This is a genomic window from Sphingomonas sp. TF3 (assembly GCF_003985085.1).
Classification (GTDB): Bacteria; Pseudomonadota; Alphaproteobacteria; order Sphingomonadales; family Sphingomonadaceae; genus Sphingomonas.
This window is the reverse complement of record NZ_RWKS01000009.1, coordinates 1-18,236: the sequence shown is the minus strand read 5'-3', so window position 1 is coordinate 18,236 and position 18,236 is coordinate 1. Positions and strand designations below refer to the sequence as shown.

At 64.9% G+C, this 18,236-nt stretch carries 11 protein-coding genes, 1 tRNA gene and 1 CRISPR repeat array; of the genes, 4 read left to right on the top strand and 8 right to left on the bottom strand.

The features are described 5' to 3' along the window. The first annotated feature begins 63 nt into the window (after positions 1-63). Positions 64-744 carry a prolyl hydroxylase family protein gene (locus EJC47_RS09685; protein ID WP_126847203.1) on the top strand — a complete coding sequence of 227 codons (681 nt, stop codon included), beginning with the start codon at positions 64-66 and terminating at the stop codon, positions 742-744. Positions 745-753: 9 nt separating this feature from the next. On the opposite strand, the gene EJC47_RS09680 is transcribed toward EJC47_RS09685, so the two are convergent. Beyond that, positions 754-3,045 carry a penicillin acylase family protein gene (locus EJC47_RS09680; protein ID WP_126847201.1) on the bottom strand — a complete coding sequence of 764 codons (2,292 nt, stop codon included), beginning with the start codon at positions 3,043-3,045 and terminating at the stop codon, positions 754-756. Positions 3,046-3,148: 103 nt separating this feature from the next. Here EJC47_RS09680 and recJ point away from each other — a divergent pair, with 103 nt between their 5' ends. From recJ to EJC47_RS09665, 3 genes are all read left to right on the top strand, one after another. Further along, positions 3,149-4,924, top strand: a complete 1,776-nt coding sequence (gene recJ / locus EJC47_RS09675) for a single-stranded-DNA-specific exonuclease RecJ (RefSeq protein ID WP_126847199.1) — start codon at positions 3,149-3,151, stop codon at positions 4,922-4,924. A gap of 79 nt (positions 4,925-5,003) precedes the next feature. Further along, positions 5,004-5,078: transfer RNA gene (locus EJC47_RS09670), tRNA-Glu, on the top strand. Positions 5,079-5,241: 163 nt separating this feature from the next. After that, complete coding sequence (locus EJC47_RS09665; protein WP_126847197.1) at positions 5,242-6,471, top strand: tyrosine-type recombinase/integrase; 1,230 nt, start codon at positions 5,242-5,244, stop codon at positions 6,469-6,471. Between the two features lie 98 nt (positions 6,472-6,569). Next, a CRISPR array of direct repeats spans positions 6,570-10,030; the repeat unit is 32 nt; unit sequence GTTTCGATCCACGCCCCCGCGCGGGGAGCGAC. Between the two features lie 198 nt (positions 10,031-10,228). Here the strand turns inward: EJC47_RS09665 and cas2 are convergent. The 7 genes from cas2 to EJC47_RS09630 all read right to left on the bottom strand — a co-directional run bounded on the left by cas2 (position 10,229) and on the right by EJC47_RS09630 (position 18,031). Further along, positions 10,229-10,519 carry a CRISPR-associated endonuclease Cas2 gene (gene cas2 / locus EJC47_RS09660; protein ID WP_126847195.1) on the bottom strand — a complete coding sequence of 97 codons (291 nt, stop codon included), beginning with the start codon at positions 10,517-10,519 and terminating at the stop codon, positions 10,229-10,231. A gap of 4 nt (positions 10,520-10,523) precedes the next feature. After that, positions 10,524-11,564 (bottom strand): type I-C CRISPR-associated endonuclease Cas1c, encoded by a 1,041-nt coding sequence (gene cas1c, locus EJC47_RS09655; RefSeq protein WP_126847193.1) that lies wholly within the window; start codon positions 11,562-11,564, stop codon positions 10,524-10,526. A gap of 3 nt (positions 11,565-11,567) precedes the next feature. Beyond that, positions 11,568-12,230, bottom strand: coding sequence for a CRISPR-associated protein Cas4 (cas4, locus tag EJC47_RS09650; protein WP_260591534.1), 663 nt, complete (start codon positions 12,228-12,230; stop codon positions 11,568-11,570). Positions 12,231-12,233: 3 nt separating this feature from the next. Continuing rightward, a complete protein-coding gene (cas7c, locus tag EJC47_RS09645; RefSeq protein WP_126847191.1) occupies positions 12,234-13,166 on the bottom strand; it encodes a type I-C CRISPR-associated protein Cas7/Csd2 in 933 nt (310 codons plus the stop codon). Further along, positions 13,163-14,989 carry a type I-C CRISPR-associated protein Cas8c/Csd1 gene (gene cas8c / locus EJC47_RS09640; protein ID WP_126847189.1) on the bottom strand — a complete coding sequence of 609 codons (1,827 nt, stop codon included), beginning with the start codon at positions 14,987-14,989 and terminating at the stop codon, positions 13,163-13,165. The genes cas7c and cas8c overlap by 4 nt, the downstream gene beginning before the upstream one ends. Continuing rightward, complete coding sequence (gene cas5c, locus EJC47_RS09635) at positions 14,986-15,651, bottom strand: type I-C CRISPR-associated protein Cas5c (protein WP_126847186.1); 666 nt, start codon at positions 15,649-15,651, stop codon at positions 14,986-14,988. The genes cas8c and cas5c overlap by 4 nt, the downstream gene beginning before the upstream one ends. A gap of 70 nt (positions 15,652-15,721) precedes the next feature. Next, positions 15,722-18,031, bottom strand: a complete 2,310-nt coding sequence (locus EJC47_RS09630; RefSeq protein WP_260591533.1) for a CRISPR-associated endonuclease Cas3'' — start codon at positions 18,029-18,031, stop codon at positions 15,722-15,724. Between the last annotated feature and the right edge of the window lie 205 nt (positions 18,032-18,236).

The window sequence follows — 18,236 nt, the reverse complement described above, 5'->3', positions numbered from 1 at the left end:
TGGGTTTGCGGCCCCTGTTTTTTCGAGTTGTTTTTTCGGGCGCGCGCGGCAAAGTCCCGCGCCATGGCTCTGTTTGCAAAGAAATCCGGCGGCCCTTCGCCTTTGCGCCGCCTGGTCGGCGAATCCGTTTCCCGTCGACTCGATTCCAACCCGGCAGTGAAGCGCGCCAAGGTCGACGAGGCGCAGATTTTCTACCATCCCGATTTCCTCGATGCCGCGACCTGCGACCGGCTGGTGGCGCTGATCGACACAAATCGCCGCCGCTCGACCGTTCTGGCAGAGGAATCGGTGCAGGATTTTCGCACCAGCGACAGTTGCGACATGGATCGCTGGTCGCCCGACGTCCGCCCAACCGATGAAGCGATCGCCGATCTCCTCGGTATCGATCCGGTCCACGGGGAAACGATGCAGGGCCAGCGCTATGCGGTCGGCCAGCATTTTCGCGCGCATTTCGACTATTTCAACGAAGCCCAGCCGTATTGGCCCAAAATGGTCGAAACCGGCGGACAGCGGACCTGGACCGCGATGATCTACCTCAACGATGTCGAGGAAGGGGGCGCGACATGGTTCCCGACCATCGGCATCCGCGTCGCCCCGAAAAAAGGGTTGCTGCTTACCTGGAACAACATGAAGCCCGATGGCGACCGCAACACCGCCACGCTGCACGAAGGCATGCCGGTGGTTCAGGGGACGAAGTACATCGTCACCAAATGGTTCCGCGAGGGCAATTGGATCAAGGCGTGATCCAGCCGCTTATTCGCTGATCCGCACGCTCTTGCGCCCCCCGTCTGCCAAAATCTGCGCCTCGCTAAACGGCAAATGGTGGAAACGCTTCGCCGAAAATGCGCGCGTCTGGTCGCCGAAATAGGGCGATGCCGGATCGGTCGACTGCGAATAGCTGAGCAACGCGTCCGCCACCGGCCCTACCGTGTCGAAGGTGACAATCTGGACGTAGCTTGACCCATGCTTCGGCACGATCCCGCCCGGAACGGCGTCGGATTGTTGGACGTTGAGCACCCCCAATTGCCCGGAAGCCCCGTGGATCGGGATATGGTCCTGCCCACGCACCGCGAACTGCACATCGCCCCAGCGCGCGTCGAGCGCGATCCCCTGCTTTGCCAGCGCCGCCGCCGCTGCCTTTAGCGCAGCAAGCAGTTTCGCCCCTTGCGCGCCGCTCGTCACCAAATCGCGCGGCGTGTGGACGGGATCGGCCTTGTCGAACGGCACCGCCCACAAGCCCGGCAAAGACCGCACGCCCTCCCAGAAGGTCGCGAACAAATACGCGCCGCGGCTGTCGAGATTGAAGCGCCGGTCCCAACCGCCAAGCGCCGCGCACGCCGCCGCTACATCCTCCTGCCCGCGACACAAAGCCAGTAATGGATCGATCGCGAGTTCGGCCGCCAGGCTCTTATTGGCAAAGGCCATCGCTTCAGCGGCGGCGGGGTCGACCCTGGTGCCCGGCAATCCATCGGTGCCGCTCAGCCGTCGGTCGATCTCGATCAGACCGGAGCGCGTCCGCAGCGTGCGTTCGCTCTCGGCTGCCCCCAGGATAGGCGAGCGGACCACGGCGGGAACCTTGGGGTTGCTCAACCAATAGCTGTCATTGCTGTTGGCGACATAATCCCGCCGCTCCAGCACCGCCTGATCGCGCGCCGGCATCAAGCCGGCGACCGGCGTGCCCGCAGCCCGATCCCAATCGCAGACCGAGCGGCTACCGTCGAGCAGAATGAGTTTGCCTTTCAGCGCGCCGGACAGCGGCATCCCGCACGCGCGCACTTTGTCTGCCGATACGTTGGGCACGGCCGTTACATCGGCGTGCAGCGCATTCCCCGCGCGATCGGCGGCGATGGTGTTGACCCACGGAATACCCAGCGTCCGCTCCACCGCCGCGCGCACCTCGCCGGCGCTGCGCGCCTGCCCGATCGCGACCCAGGTTTCCAGCGCCCGCTGGTTATTGTGGTTGGCATCGCGCAGCGCATAGGCTTGGGTCTTGGTCCAGCCGAAGCCCGCCAGCGGATTGTAGACGATCGGCCCATAGCGCGTCGCATAGGTCGTCCGCTGCACCGGCGGAGCACCATCCGGCATCGGGACCGAGATCACCTGCCGCCGCATCGCCTCGCTCTTGCCGTCGACCAGATATTTGGTCGGGTCGGCGGGATCGAGCTTGAGCTGGAACACCGTGAAATGCTGCGCTGCCGTCACCGTATGCGTCCAGGCGACATCCTTGTTGAAGCCAAGCGTGACGACCGGCGCGCCGGCGATCCCCACCCCCATTGCATCATACTGGCCGGGCAAGGTCAGGTGCATTTCATAAAAGCGCGACGGCCCGTTCCACGGAAAATGCGGGTTTCCGACAACAAGGCCGCGCCCATTGGCGGTGACGTCCTTGCCGAAGGCCCAGCCGTTGCTGCCAAAACCAATGTCGCGTTGCCGCAGCGGGTCTTCACCGGGAACCAGCGCAGCCTGTGTCGCGCCGGGCGGCACCGCGTGGACGACCAGCGGTGCCAGCGCCAGCGAACTCGCCAACAGCATCTGTTTTTCGTTCAACCGCAGCATATCGTCGAGCGTGATCGGGCGCACCCAGCCCTTGCCGCGACACTCGCCGGGGATACCCGCAGGGCCGATATCGCGCAGCAGCTTGTTATACCCGGCGACATAGCCGCGCACGAGCGCGCGCGTGGTGGGATTGCCGCGCGTCATACCCGACCGCAAAGTCGGCACATCAATCACCGAGCGAAAGAAGACATCCGACGAGAGATTGTCGATCTTGTCGAAGCCGAGCACCGCGCTCTCCTTCGGCCCGAACCAGCGCGATCGCTCGCCCGCCACGGTGGCGAACTCCTCGGCCAGCATGCACAGATTGTCCTGCGCATAGGCATAAGCGACGCCGTAGCCGATGCCGCCCCAGGTGGTCGCGCGGATATGCGGAATGCCGAAGGTCGTGCGGGTGATCGTCGCGGCATAATGCGCCGGGGCCGGGGCCGCCGTCACGGGCGTCGCCGCCAACAGCGCCAATCCCAATGACGTGCTCGCCAGATACCGCATCGTCCGTCCTCCCCTATTTTCAGATACTCGTCGCACAGCGCGTTCGCCCGGTCCAGCGGCCCGATGATTTGCGCAAGCCCGATATCGGCGTAGGAGGGCGGCAATGAACACCGTCCTCAACATCACCCGTTCGATTCTTGGCCAGCCGTGGCGCTGGCGCATGCTGGAGACCGACGCACGCGACCCCGGTTTCGCGCCCGACGATCTGGTCACGCAATTGCTGCTGGCACGCGGCTGCCCACGCGAGGCGCTGGCGGCGCACAAGGCCCCGAGCATCCGCGCCTTCATGCCCGATCCGTCGATTTTCCGGGATATGGACCGCGCCGCCGATCGCCTTGCCGACGCGGTGCAAGCGGGCGAGCATGTCGCGGTGTTCGGCGATTATGACGTCGATGGCGCGACCTCGGCGGCGTTGATGATCCTGCTGCTGCGCGACCTCGGCCTCGAGGCGCGGCCCTATATCCCGGATCGGCTGATGGAGGGTTACGGCCCGTCCGGCCCGGCGCTTGTGCGCCTGAAGGACGAGGGCGCGAGCCTCATCATCACCGTCGATTGCGGCGCGCAGGCGTTCGAGGCGCTGGAGATGGCGCGCGTCGCGGGCGTGGACGTCGTGGTGGTCGACCATCACAAATGCGCGAGCGCCCTGCCCCATGCGCTTGCCTTGGTGAACCCCAATCGGCTCGACGAGACCGAGGGGGCCGCACACGGACATCTCGCCGCCGTCGGCGTCGCCTTTCTGCTCGGTGCCGCGCTAATCCGCACATTGCGCACGCGCGGATTCTTCGCCGATCGCCCCGAACCGAAATTGCTCGATTTGCTCGATCTGGTGGCCCTCGGCACCGTGGCCGATGTCGCCTCGCTCAAAGGCCTCAACCGCGCCTTCGTCGCGCAGGGGCTCAAGGTGATGGCCAAGCGCGGCAATATCGGGATCGACGCGCTGCTCACCGCCTCGCGGCTGACTCGCGCGCCGACCAGCACCGATCTCGGCTTCGCGCTCGGCCCCCGCATCAATGCCGGTGGGCGCGTCGGCAAGTCCGATCTCGGTGTCCGCTTGCTGACAACGCGCGACCCGGGCGAAGCCGAACGAATCGCAACCGAGCTCGACCGGCTCAACGAGGAACGCCGGGCGATCGAGGGGATCGTGCAGGAAGCCGCCGAAATGCTCGCCGCACACAAGAGCAACCGCGCGGTGATCGTCGTCGCCGGGCACGGCTGGCACCCCGGCGTGATCGGGATCGTCGCCGGACGCCTGAAGGAGAAGTTCGGCCGCCCGGCACTCGTCATCGCGCTCGACGATGCGGGCATCGGCAAGGGTTCGGGGCGATCGATCCCCGGCGTCGATTTGGGAGCCGCCGTGCTCGCCGCGAAAGAGGCCGATTTGCTGGTGGCAGGCGGCGGCCATGCGATGGCGGCTGGCCTGACGATTGCCGAGGACCGCATCGAAGCTTTTGGCGACTTTCTGAGCGAACGTCTCGACGCCGCCGTCACCCGCGCGATGGGCGACCGCGCCCTGTTGCTCGACGCGGTACTGAGCGCGCGCGGCGTGACGCCCGATCTGGTCACGACGATGGAGGCCGGCGGCCCTTATGGCATGGGCTGGCCACAACCGCGCGTGGTCGCGGGGCCAGTGCGCGTGCTCAAAGCCGATGTGGTCGGCAACGGCCATGTCCGCGCGATCGTTAGCGGGGATTGCCCCGGCGGCGGCGGTGGCACGCTGAAGGCGGTCGCCTTCCGCCAGGCCGACACCGCGCTGGGCCAGGCCTTGCTGGGTGCGGCACCGCATCGCCGCCTGTGGCTTGCGGGTCGCGCACGCATCGACGATTGGGGCACCCGCCCCGCCGCCGAATTGCACATCGACGATGCCGCCTGGGCCGATTGATTCAACAAATGCGACACAATGGGTTGACCAACCCGTCCGCTTTGCCTAACCGGCCCTTCGCTCCCGAGCATTCGGGCACGGCCCCTTCGTCTAGCGGTTAGGACGCGGCCCTTTCACGGCTGAAGCACGGGTTCGATTCCCGTAGGGGTCACCAAAATGCCTTCCCAAGGCATCCCAAAACGTACCCTAAATGGCTGTTTTCTGCGGTTTTTTGTGGTATAGCCGTCTCAGTCAGATCGGCGAAATACCACTGCATACCAGCAATCTGATGGTATTTTTGATGGCACAGCGCCGGTCGCTTGGATGGAGATACCATCATGCCGTTGTCGGTAGTGGCGATCAAAGCGGCCAAGAGTCGCGACAAGGCGTACAAGCTGAGTGATAGCGACGGGCTCTACCTGCTCGTGGCACCGTCCGGCGCTCGCTACTGGCGGATGAACTACCGTCACCTTGGCAAACAAAAGACCCTGGCATTCGGCGTATGGCCCGACACTGGGCTAGCCGAGGCTCGCGCGGCCCGTGACGCGGCGCGCAAGGTGCTGGCGCGGGGCGATGATCCTGCCGAACGAACCAAGCTCGACCGGATTGCTGCGACGGTGGCAGCTTCCAACAGCTTTAAAGCCGTGGCGGACGAATGGCTGCTCAAAGTCAAGAAAGAGGGTCGCTCGACGGTCACGATGAAGAAGCTACACTGGCTGCTGGGCTTCATTAACGCAGCGATTGGGCAGCGCCCGGTCGCCTCGATCTCCGCGCAGGAACTGCTCATCATGCTGCGCAAGATGGAGGCCAGAGGTCGATACGAGACGGCAAAACGGCTCCGCAGCACCTGCTCGCAGATTTTTCGCTATGCCATCGCAACTGCACGCGCAGAGCGCGATGTCGCCGCCGACCTGCGTGGCGCGCTGATCGTACCCAAACACGTTCACCGCGCCGCGATCACCACGCCCCCGGAGGCCGGCGCACTGTTGCGCGCCATCGAGGCGCTGGAAGATCATCCGACGACCGGCCTGGCGCTTCGCCTCCTACCGCACGTATTTGTTCGGCCTGGAGAGCTGCGTTTTGCCGAATGGGCGGATTTCGATTTCGGCAAAGCCGTTTGGACGATCCCGCCGCAAAAGACCAAGATGCGGCGAGCGCATTCGGTACCGCTCTCCCGTCAGGCGCTTCGAATCATCGAATCGATTGAGCACGACGCCGAGCACAGCTCGTATCTTTTCCCATCGCTACGTTCGGTTGAGCGACCGATGTCGGAGAACACCATCAACGCAGCTCTTCGTCGAATGGGGTACGCGCAAGACCAGATGACCGGCCATGGCTTTCGCGCCATGGCGGCGACGCTGCTGAACGAGATGGGGCTATGGCACGCCGACGCGATCGAGCGCCAACTTGCCCACTGCGACAACAATGCCGTGCGCCGCGCCTATACCCGCGGCGAATATTGGGAAGAGCGCGTGCGCATGATGCAGCACTGGTCAGATCATCTTGATTTCCTTCGCGATGGCGCCAAGGTTCTCGACGGCAAGTTCGGGAAGGTGAAGATCTCATAGCGGCGGTTGCAACTGCGTTGGCGGCGGAATAGCTGCTTTCAGGTGCCCTTGGGGTAAAACCAGTCTTTCGCCATATGACTCTTAAACAGCAGGACCGAGTTTTGATCCACGCCCCCGCGCGGGGAGCGACCAACGGCGGCGGCCGGTGCCGCGACGGCCGCGCTGTTTCGATCCACGCCCCCGCGCGGGGAGCGACGACCCGACTGAATGTCGCCTGTCGGCTCATAGTGGTTTCGATCCACGCCCCCGCGCGGGGAGCGACGTGCCGACAATTTCGAACTCCTCTCGCTCAAGCTGGTTTCGATCCACGCCCCCGCGCGGGGAGCGACGCCTCGGTTAACGCTACGATCTACTTCATCAGCATGTTTCGATCCACGCCCCCGCGCGGGGAGCGACGGGGAGCGCGAACCTGCTCACCCGCTCGCCCAAAGTTTCGATCCACGCCCCCGCGCGGGGAGCGACCTCGAACACGGTGGGCTTGGCCTCGCGCGTGCCATGTTTCGATCCACGCCCCCGCGCGGGGAGCGACACGGGTTTGCCTGGCCGGGCCGACTTGATGAATTGTTTCGATCCACGCCCCCGCGCGGGGAGCGACGGTGAAAATGCATCTTGTCGCGCGCGTGCCCAATGTTTCGATCCACGCCCCCGCGCGGGGAGCGACTGCCATCATTCGTCTCCTCATGTTAAACTCAGTGTTTCGATCCACGCCCCCGCGCGGGGAGCGACACGAGATCGTCTACGCGACCGGGCCGGTTGTGCCGTTTCGATCCACGCCCCCGCGCGGGGAGCGACTCGAACACGGGGGGCTTGGCCTCGCGCGGATGATGTTTCGATCCACGCCCCCGCGCGGGAAGCGACTGGCCCAGGCGCGTTCGACGATCGTCACCTCGCCGTTTCGATCCACGCCCCCGCGCGGGGAGCGACACGGCTTTTCTTGAGGGCGCGCTTGACGATCGCGTTTCGATCCACGCCCCCGCGCGGGGAGCGACTCGATCGCCGACTAGCGCGTTAGGGGCATTTGGTGTTTCGATCCACGCCCCCGCGCGGGGAGCGACCGGCGACGGACACCGATCGGGATTGGCCGCGATGTTTCGATCCACGCCCCCGCGCGGGGAGCGACGATCGATGACGGTGTGGGAGCGTGATAGCTCAGAGTTTCGATCCACGCCCCCGCGCGGGGAGCGACTGGGCCGGATCGGCGCGGACGAAGCGACGCAATTGTTTCGATCCACGCCCCCGCGCGGGGAGCGACCTGGGGCTTGTCCAGTTCGATCGCCTTGGCTTCGTTTCGATCCACGCCCCCGCGCGGGGAGCGACCATGCTTCGCGCCTCCGCGACGTTTGATGTCGGTGTTTCGATCCACGCCCCCGCGCGGGGAGCGACATGGACGCCGGACGCGCACGATCTTGGCGACGGGTTTCGATCCACGCCCCCGCGCGGGGAGCGACACGCTGCGCGCGTGGCCGATGCGGCTGCGATGGCTGTTTCGATCCACGCCCCCGCGCGGGGAGCGACCCGATCGCCGCCCGGACACGAGCGCCGAAGCATGGTTTCGATCCACGCCCCCGCGCGGGGAGCGACCACCGCAGCGCTCGCCGCCCCGGCCCCGGCGGTGTTTCGATCCACGCCCCCGCGCGGGGAGCGACGGCCGATCGCGGCGTGGACACGGCGGCGATCGAGTTTCGATCCACGCCCCCGCGCGGGGAGCGACTTTCGATCAGTTCGCCAACGTGCAGCGATTGGTCGAGTTTCGATCCACGCCCCCGCGCGGGGAGCGACGCGCTGGCGAAGCGTGTCAAGTCCAGGCGGAAAGTTTCGATCCACGCCCCCGCGCGGGGAGCGACATTCCACGCATACTCGTATGATATTGTGGCCAAGTTTCGATCCACGCCCCCGCGCGGGGAGCGACGGTAAGCACAACGACACCGGCGGCTAACGGCACATGTTTCGATCCACGCCCCCGCGCGGGGAGCGACCATGATCCTGCTGCTGGTCGTCTATCGCCACGGTGTTTCGATCCACGCCCCCGCGCGGGGAGCGACATACGGTGTCGGTCAGCGAACAAACGATGAAATCGTTTCGATCCACGCCCCCGCGCGGGGAGCGACGACACCCGCCGCACCGGCCGGTTCCATCGAACACGTTTCGATCCACGCCCCCGCGCGGGGAGCGACGCCAACACATTCGGTACCGTCAAATATTGCAGAGGTTTCGATCCACGCCCCCGCGCGGGGAGCGACACGGCGCGGCGCGCCGGCCGCGCCGTGGGGTCAGTTTCGATCCACGCCCCCGCGCGGGGAGCGACTATGCGTTACGACAAGATCAGTGCTATTCAGAAACTGTTTCGATCCACGCCCCCGCGCGGGGAGCGACCAACGACGATGCCGCAGAACATTCAGAACACGTAGTTTCGATCCACGCCCCCGCGCGGGGAGCGACCACCGCCGCGACGCCGCGCAGCATCTCGTGCGTGTTTCGATCCACGCCCCCGCGCGGGGAGCGACGACTTACCCCACACACTATCCCGTACCCGAAAGGTTTCGATCCACGCCCCCGCGCGGGGAGCGACCGCGTGGCGGAACGCGTGCGCCAGCTCGACGGTGTTTCGATCCACGCCCCCGCGCGGGGAGCGACGTTGTCGCATTGTGGCGGTGCGCGTGGGCAAGCTGTTTCGATCCACGCCCCCGCGCGGGGAGCGACTCTTGGCCGACGTTAAAGCGCGTGACGCACACCTGTTTCGATCCACGCCCCCGCGCGGGGAGCGACAGCCCAGATATCGAACTGTGGCTTTCGTCGAGCGGGTTTCGATCCACGCCCCCGCGCGGGGAGCGACCTGAGATGTATCCGTCAAGCAGCGCTCCCCGGTGTTTCGATCCACGCCCCCGCGCGGGGAGCGACGCCCATGGCCGTCCGGACGCACATCCTTGACGATGTTTCGATCCACGCCCCCGCGCGGGGAGCGACTTTGAGAGTGGGTATCATACCCGTTCTCGATCCCGTTTCGATCCACGCCCCCGCGCGGGGAGCGACCGTTCTGCACGATGCTGCTGACCGAGTGGGAACTGTTTCGATCCACGCCCCCGCGCGGGGAGCGACCTCCAATTCAGCGAACGCGTCGTAATGCTGAAAGGTTTCGATCCACGCCCCCGCGCGGGGAGCGACGGAGCGGCGACTGTCCAGAGCCATGACGATGATAGTTTCGATCCACGCCCCCGCGCGGGGAGCGACCTGTGACGGCCTTGCCCGTCGCGGACGTGATGGTGGTTTCGATCCACGCCCCCGCGCGGGGAGCGACCAGCCGAGCATGCAGAACTCTGCATCTATGTTCCGTTTCGATCCACGCCCCCGCGCGGGGAGCGACTGGTGACATCGTCGAGCTTGAGCGAGATGACTTCGTTTCGATCCACGCCCCCGCGCGGGGAGCGACTACCGATCGCGCGCAATGCACCATCGACCAGGCTGTTTCGATCCACGCCCCCGCGCGGGGAGCGACAAGGCGCAACTCACTCTGGTGTACAACGGATGATGTTTCGATCCACGCCCCCGCGCGGGGAGCGACAGCGCGGTGCTTAATACAATGAGAAAGAGCGGTAAATCCGGGCTTCAGCGCGAAAGTGGCGCACACTTCACATAAACCAAGGTGCTTTCACCCCCATTCCCAATCATCGCTATGAAAAGCATGTGTTTTTGCTCCGCGCGAACCTTCCCGTGCGATGTCAACACATTGGGGTTCGCGCACCCTGCCGCGACAGAACGTTCAGAACAGCAGCGGGCCGTCCAGATCAAGAACCGGCTTGGCACCGACATGCTCGACTCGCCGCTTGCCATCGGCACCAAGCCGATAAAAGCGAAGCGAATCCTTTTCCGCATCAATTTCCCTTAAAAGCGCGGCGCGCAGCAATGCCCATTGCGCCGGATCGACCTCGCATTCGAACACCGAATTCTGCACGCGCTGGCCAAGGTCCAGACAGGCCTTGGACACCGGCCGAAGCCGACGTCGGCCCGCTGCGTCCTCGGTGCTCACGTCATAGGTTACCAGCATCAGCATCGCGTCACTTCCATATGAAGGGCGGGTAACCGTCCAGATCACCGCGCAAGTGCCGCGCCAGCAGCTGCGCCTGCACATGCGCCACCAGCCCCATCGGCATGCTTTCCCCAAGAAAGGGATGGCGCAGTTCGCGCTTCTTGCGCTCCTGCCAAGCGACCAGCACGGCCTTACGACCATCCTCCGTCAACGACACGGCACCGCCCTCGTCCACCGCGAAATCGCGAGTTTTAAGCTGCCCGCGATTGATCAAGGTCAGCGCCAGCCGATCGGCCAACACCGGGCGCAGTTCCTCCATCAGATCCAGCGCCAGGCTGGCGCGGCCGGGTCGATCGGCATGGAGCAGCCCGACCTGCGGATCGAAGCCTACGCCTTCGAGCGCCGAGCGGCAATCATGCCCGAGCATCGCGTAGAGAAAACTGAGCAGCGCGTTCACGCGATCGAGCGGAGGTCGGCGCGAACGCCCAGCAAAGGTGAAGACGGGGCGCTCCCCCTGCAGCATTGCGTCGAACACCCCGAAATAGACTTGCGCCGCCTCCCCTTCATGCCCGCGCAGGCTATTGATATCCTCAGCCTGCGCAGCTCGGCGCGCGACGTGGCCCAGCCGCGCCTCTGCGGCCGTAAGCGCAGCATGCGCTTCGGGGGCGAACCGGTCGCCATGATCGCGCAGCGCGCGGCGGATCACAGTGCGCTGGTTGGCCGCCTTGGCCGTGACGATGCCGCGCACGATCGGTACCGCGCGCACGGGATCGTCGGCGACGCGGTGCTGCGTACGGCGTAGCAAGACGTTGCCAGTACGCAGTCCCTCCACCCGGGCGAGGAACTTGCCGTTGGGCGTAAGGAAGGAGAGTGCAATCGCCGCCTCGGCGCAGGCGGCCATCAGCGCGGGCGAGGCACCCGGTCGGCCGAAGCACACCACCCCTTCCAGCAGATGCATCGGCACGCGCCCGCGCTCGGCACCCTCCACCTCGACGACGATATTGGCCCCGTCCTTGCGCAGCCAGGCATCCTCGGTGGTGACGTAGATGGTGTTGAGGTGGCGCCGCATCGGTCATTCCTCCGGCAGGGCATCGGGTTCGGCGAGCTGGCGCAAAAGCCAGCGCTGGACGGCGGGCGGACGCTCCAGGCGCTTGGGCTGGCACGCATCCGCCAGCGAGCAGCGACGGCAGGCCGGTTTCGCCTGGGGCGGCGGGGTATGGCTGGCGGCGAGCATCGCCCGGGTTTCGGCGGCGAGCGCGATCGTCAGCGCGCGCAACTCGGCATCGAAGGTGACGCGGCTGCGCTTCTTCGTCTGGGCATAGAACAGCGCGCCTTCAGGAACGGCGCAGCCGAACATCTCCTCCAGGCACAGCGCCTGAGCGCAGAGCTGCACTTCGTCGGCGCGGTGCGCCTTGGGGCGACCACGCTTATACTCGACCGGATAGGGCACGTCGCGGACGAACTCGACCGCGTCGGCTTTGCCCGCCAGGCCGTGTTCAAACGAGCGGAGGACCAGCCCCCGCACCGTTCGGACGCCTGCGCGACGATCCGGTCGACCGCCATCGACCCGTTCATGGAGGATGCGCCCCTCGGCGGTGGCACCGTCCTCCGCCCAGATGCGCTCGACATGGATCAGCGCGCACTGGCGCGGGCAGAACAGATAATGCTGCAACGCCGACACCGGCACCAGCGCGTCTTCGGCGGCGGGGTCCGGGGGCGGCGCGCGCATCGCCATGCGTCAGTATTCGAGGATCTCGACGCCCGCCGGTGCGCCCTCTCGATCTATCGTGACCTTGTAATCCTCCCATTTGCGCGCGGGCGGCCAGTTGTCGGTGGCGGTGCTGCCGATTTCCTGCACCGACCCTTCGTGGACGCGCCAGGTTTTCACCCGATCGAACAGGCTCTGCGCCTGGGCGTTGCCGAGCGCGCTCTGGTGGCGGAAGACGATCAGCTTGCGGCTGGCCATCTCGCCGCGCGCGGCCGAGCGGTCATGGTCGAACATCTGGGTGAGCGCCTGCCACAACAGTTCGAGATCGCTTTCCGAAAAGCCGGTGCCCTTGGTCGGATGGCTGGCGAGCGGCGCGGAGACGAAGCCGTGGACGCGGTACAGGCCATAAGGGACGATATGCTTGCGGCCCATGGTGCGCCCGCCCTTTTCCTCGGCATCCTTCTCGGTCGTCGCGGCCATGCGCGTGATCGAGATTTCGAGCGGCAGGATGCGCTCCACCGATTTGGCGAAGCCGAACTGCACCGGCCCGCGCACCTGCCCGGCGTTGACGCCCGTCGTCATCACTGCGCCGAAGGTGCGGATGTCCCAGAAATTGGTGCACATCCAGCGGGTGAGTTCCTGCGCCTTCTGCTGGTCCTTGGGCAACCGTTTGAAGTCGTCATCCTTGGTAACCTCGGGCAACAGCGCCTTCCATGCCTTCTTGTGCTGGTTGTTGAGCGTGGCGCCTTCGGTCATGTAGATCTCGAAGCCCGGTTCCTGCTCTTTCACCAGCGCGACGAAGTTGCGGACCTTGCGCTTCAGCGCAACGTCCGACACCAGCCCCTGATTGGTTTCGGGATCGAGCCGGGGCATGTTGCCGGCATCGGGATCGCCATTCGGATTGCCGTTCGTCACGTCGAAATACAGGACGAACTCGTGGCGCTGTGTAACCGGCGTGCTCATGCTTCCCCCTCGGTCTCGTCGGTATCGGTGAGCGCGGTCGGATCGAGTTCCCCGACCTTATCGCTGCTCAATTTGGTGGCGCGTTGGTGATAATAGCCGATCGCGAAAGCACCCTGCTTCTGCAGACTCAGCGAACGCGGCAGTTCGGGTACAAGATGGCTGTGAATCTCCTCCAGCTCGCGCTCGATCAGCGTGGCCCAGCCAGGCTTTTCCTTGCGCACCTTGGCGAGATGGTTCTGGCCGCCGCGCACGATGATCGGAAAGACGCTGGCCGGCGTGGCCGAGGCCGCGCCGAAATATTTGTCGCGGATGCTGGCGTTCACGCGGCCCAGTGCCGCGCGCTGCGCCAGTTCATAGACGGCGAACAGGCGACCGAGCTGATAGCCCGGTTCCTTATAGTCCCGTTGCAGGCTCATCGGGGGTTCTCCATTGGAAGCACTATAATCAGGTGAGCGGGCCAGCACGCCGCGGATCGCGGCCGCGTGCCAGCCAGTCGCCGCGTTATCTCCGGCACGAAGCCGCATCAGCACAGCGGCGAGAAGCGACAGGGGATAGGCTGTGCCCGACAGAACCGCACGCATCACTTCCCCGGCGAGCAGCGCAGGCACGTTCTTCATTTCGCCCTGCGCCGCCACGGTTTGGGCGAGCAGGCGGCGGACCGAGGGAGCCGCGCCCCAGTTGCGCGGAAGCGGTTCGATCCGCATGTCCCGGTAATGTCCCGCGAGACGGCGGGCAAAGACATCCAGCGTATCTGTCAACCAGAACCGCACGGAGATGCGCGCCGCATTGGGCGATAGGCCCAGGACATGGAAGCGCGTGCCTTCGGCGATGTCCGCGCGCAGATCGGCCACCGGACGTCCGGCAGCAATCTGCTCGATCTGCGTCCGCAGGAGGGCAACTTCCTTCTCGTCGGTGATCTCTCGCGCATCCGGCTCCATCATCAGCGCCATGAAGGCGTCGGCAGCCTCCGCCTCCGCCTTGCTCGCATCCGCCCAGAACACCACGGTGGCATCACCGATGGGGCGCGACAGACGGTTGCCGCTGTCGCGCTGCAACATGCTGTTGAGTACGGTCGCATACTTAAAGGCCGCCTCATTGCCAGTAGGGGACAGCAAACCTTGCCCCTTGCCGAACGATGAAAAGGCAGGACTCTCATTACTGTTGCACGAAACCAGAGGCGCCCCTGAAGATTGCCCCCCTTCGATGCCTTTTATCGGACGATGTAGGCGAGCGATCGGACCGCGTTGCCCCGTAACGAGGCAGATGCCTTGCGCTTCGGCACTTGGATCGCTCGGCATGTCTCCTTCGACCAGCGCCCGCGCAGCAGCGCGTTCGTGGAGGAAGCAAAGTTCCCCCTCCAGCCGGAACATCACGTTGGCGTCGAGAATCTCCGGGCCGCCACGCGGCAACGCCTCGAACTGGTCTGGTCGCCAGCCCTCAATGAACCCGCGCAAAGCAACCAAACCTGCGTCAGACTGCGCCCCCAATCGCTCGAGATGCAAAGCAACAAATGCAGCGTGCTGACGCTCCGCAATCTGCCAACCAGATGCGGTTGCGGCCTTTGTTACACCCAAGGAAAAGGCAGTCTTATCCCAGAGAAAGAAAGAACGGGGCGTCGTCCCGGGCCGAGGGAACGAGGCCGGCACCACCCACAGCGTCGGCTTGGGCTTCTTGCCCGAAAGGTCGTGGAGATTCTCGACGTCTACCACATCGCCTTCTGTGCTGAGCACGATGCACCAGCCGAACTTCTCCTGGCTCCAGCCGGGTGCCGCGAGGTCGGGACGGCGATCATAATATCCGTTCAGCGCCTGGAGGATCGTCATCGCACCACCGCAGCGGCGTCGAACGGCGGCACCTCGATCACGCCGCCCTTCATCTCGGCCCGGAAGAAGCGCGATTCGTTGCCGCGCGCGAAATCGATATCGTGCAGCATCCAACCCAAATCGGAATCCGGCTTGTCGAGCGTGCTGGGCGGCAGCGCAGCACCGTCCTCGATCAGCGCGAATTCGGCTGGAAACTCGCGCGTACCCAGACAAGGGCGATGGAAACACTGGCCCTGTGCCGCGCGGCGATTGAACATCGCGATATGCTTGGCGGCGCTGTCGTCCGGCCCCGCCCGATCGGTCATCGTGAAATGGGCCTCGATCACATAGGCAACATCGACCAGCACCAGCGCCGCGCGCTGCTGCCGATTGTCGTCCACCGCGATACCCAGCCCGTCGGTGGTGCCGCGCTTCATCGCGCTGGCGGCGTTGGCGGCGCTCGCCTTCGTCCCCACTTCGTTACGCCGGATCGACTGAAACCGGATCGGGTTCAGCACATGAATTCGATCGACCTGCCAGCGGATCGCCGGCTTCCAGTGGATCGCCTCCAAAATGCCGCGCGCGGCGGAAGGCGTCATCACATCATAGCTGACGCGCTCGACCTTCATCTCTGGGCGAGTAAAGCAGGCAAGACCTCCCCAGACATGCAATCGAACTGCCATTACATCCCCCACCAACAAAACGCGAGTAAACCGGGGGATGCCGCATGGCAATGCTTCAAAATTTATAAAACTATAGAATATTGTTTTCGTTCGACCTCCAAGTCGCGTCACCTATATTGAGGCCGAGTGACGCATCATACCGATCGCTGTCCTGAAGCATCACAAACCGATCCCCATAGTCCTCGCGAACGACCCGCGCGATCCCGCTGGCGAGCATGGTGGTGCGTATCTTCTTCGGGACCGGCACCGCATATTGCTGAAGAGTTCGCAACACACCTGCGGGCGGGAATGGAGCAAGGGCAAGCGCGCGCAGCGCCTTCTCGGCATCCGGGTCATACGGAATGAGCACCGGGTCCATCACCTCGTCGATCAAGCGGAAGGCATCGGAGATCGTCGCAAAGGGAAAGTTGATGCCCCGCGCGCTCGCATTGGCCCGCACGGCCGGGACGATCGCATAGGATTCGCCGCGCCAGGTTGCCCGATCGAGCGCCGCATAGCCCTGGTGCCAATAGAGCGCCCGATAGTAATGCTGGATCGCTTCCAGGCTCAGCGGGTCTTCGGCATGGAGGCGCAAGGCTTCGCGGGCCGGAGTATAAAAGGCGTCGATGGCGGGCGGGATGCGCTGATCGGCCGGCTCGAACACCACAGCGCGACCGAAGCCGGCCAGTTCGCCGCCCCGATTACAGCGCCCGGCCGCCTGGGCAATGTTCGACAGGCCCGCGGCCGCGCGCCACACCTCTGGAAAGGACACGTCGACGCCAGCCTCGATCAGACTCGTCGCCACCAGTCGTACTGGCTTGCCCTCCGCGAGATCGGCGCGGACCTTGGCAAGCACCTCGCGCCGGTGCCGGGCACACATCAGCGTCGTCAGGTGGCGCGCGCCCGGCTGATCGCTGATCGCATCGAACAGATCGCGCGCATGACCGCGACTGTTGACGATGCACAGCATCTGCGGTTGTTGAGCGAAGCGCGCGACAATGGTCGCATCAGGCAGCGGCTCCTGCCGCCATTCGACCGAGACCCGCTTGAGGGCCTGGTACAGCGCGGCAGGATCGGGTGCCAGTTCGCGCTCGGTGGGAATATCGAATCCTTCGGCAACGCCTCCGGGTGTCGAGTGTGGCAGGGCACCGTCCTGCTGCCGCAATGCAGGCTGGGTCGCTGTGCACAGCACCACGCTCGCCCCATAGTTCTTGGCCAATTCATCAATCGCCGCCATGCACGACCGCAGCAGATGCACCGGGATCGATTGCGCCTCGTCGATCACGATCACGCTCCTGGCCAGATTGTGCAGCTTGCGCGCACGACTGGTACGGGCAGCGAACAGGCTTTCAAAGAACTGGACCGCCGTGGTCACCACAATCGGCACGTCCCAGTTTTCCGTGTCCCGTCGCAGCTTGGCGAGACCGCTGACACCCTCCCCTTCGGCATCGCCCTCCCCGGCGGGTTCCCGCCGATCCCAGTCGAAGCTGGAATGATGCTCGAGCACATCGCCCTTCAACCGCTCTCCCAGCGCATCGCGAAAGACATCGGCCGTCTGTTCAATGATCGAGGTGAAGGGGATGACGTAGATGATCCGATCCAGCCCGTGCGCGCTGGCATGCTCCATCGCAAAACTGAGCGACGTCAACGTCTTGCCTCCGCCGGTGGGGACCGTCAACGTGAACAGGCCCGGCTCCAGCCCGGCCTTCGCCACGGCATGGTCCAGGATTTGCGAGCGCAGTTTGTTGACGGGCGTGTCCTCACGTCGATGCTTCGCCATAAAGGCGCGGACGGCATCGCGGTGGCGAAGGTCTACCTTTCCCCCGCGCTGCGGCGGCGCAAGCCCCTCAGCCGCCGCATAGAAACGCTCCGTCTCCAGGAAATCGGCATCGACAAGACAAGAAAAGAGCATCCGGACCAGGAAGAAGAGGCTGAAGGCCGGTTCGATGGCGTTGCGATGCGGTTTTCTGAGCTTCGCCAGCAGCGTAGCAAGGTCGGGCAACGGCGGGGCGTGCACCTCCCACCCGGTGTAATCTTCGACCGTCTTGTTCTGGCGTTCGGTCAGGGCGTGCCCGTCCATTAGGCCGCCGTGATGGCCCGCAATGCCAAACCCCATCAAACGACCGAGCTTGCCGTACAGGCAGACAGCTTCCTTCGCCCCCGCCGTGCTGTGATCCGGGCCACGCGTCTTAGCCTCGCTCGTCTGGGGCGTTCGAATGTAGCGCTGATAGGCTTGGGAGTGCTTGCCAATGTCGTGCAATATACCCATCACTTGCGCGACTTGTGCCGCGCCAAAGACGGCGGCAAATGCCTCGGCGCGCGCACCCACTTGCCGCAGATGATGGGACAGCGGCTCCCACTCCGCTTCAGATCTGCCCGGCAAAGAATGTGCAAAACTCAAGGAGCGTTCCATCCGGCATATTCTAATTCTAAAGCGTCAGCGTTACTACCATTAGAGATCTACACTGAAACAAGGTCAACATGCGATTATTTTCAGCGCTTACTTGAACGAATTCACACCTCAACGCCAAGCCCCCTGGTCCGCCTCCACCCGATCATTTCCGCGAGGCTATGACCGATGCTGCGATTGGGCGTTGCAGGTAACC

Bases quoted from the DNA above. Each gene is read 5' to 3' on its own strand.
- EJC47_RS09685 (WP_126847203.1), top strand. From the start codon at position 64: ATGGCTCTGTTTGCAAAGAAATCCGGCGGCCCTTCGCCTTTGCGCCGC.
- EJC47_RS09680 (WP_126847201.1), bottom strand. From the start codon at position 3,045: ATGCGGTATCTGGCGAGCACGTCATTGGGATTGGCGCTGTTGGCGGCG.
- recJ (WP_126847199.1), top strand. From the start codon at position 3,149: ATGAACACCGTCCTCAACATCACCCGTTCGATTCTTGGCCAGCCGTGG.
- EJC47_RS09665 (WP_126847197.1), top strand. From the start codon at position 5,242: ATGCCGTTGTCGGTAGTGGCGATCAAAGCGGCCAAGAGTCGCGACAAG.
- cas2 (WP_126847195.1), bottom strand. From the start codon at position 10,519: ATGCTGATGCTGGTAACCTATGACGTGAGCACCGAGGACGCAGCGGGC.
- cas1c (WP_126847193.1), bottom strand. From the start codon at position 11,564: ATGCGGCGCCACCTCAACACCATCTACGTCACCACCGAGGATGCCTGG.
- cas4 (WP_260591534.1), bottom strand. From the start codon at position 12,230: ATGGCGATGCGCGCGCCGCCCCCGGACCCCGCCGCCGAAGACGCGCTG.
- cas7c (WP_126847191.1), bottom strand. From the start codon at position 13,166: ATGAGCACGCCGGTTACACAGCGCCACGAGTTCGTCCTGTATTTCGAC.
- cas8c (WP_126847189.1), bottom strand. From the start codon at position 14,989: ATGACGATCCTCCAGGCGCTGAACGGATATTATGATCGCCGTCCCGAC.
- cas5c (WP_126847186.1), bottom strand. From the start codon at position 15,651: ATGGCAGTTCGATTGCATGTCTGGGGAGGTCTTGCCTGCTTTACTCGC.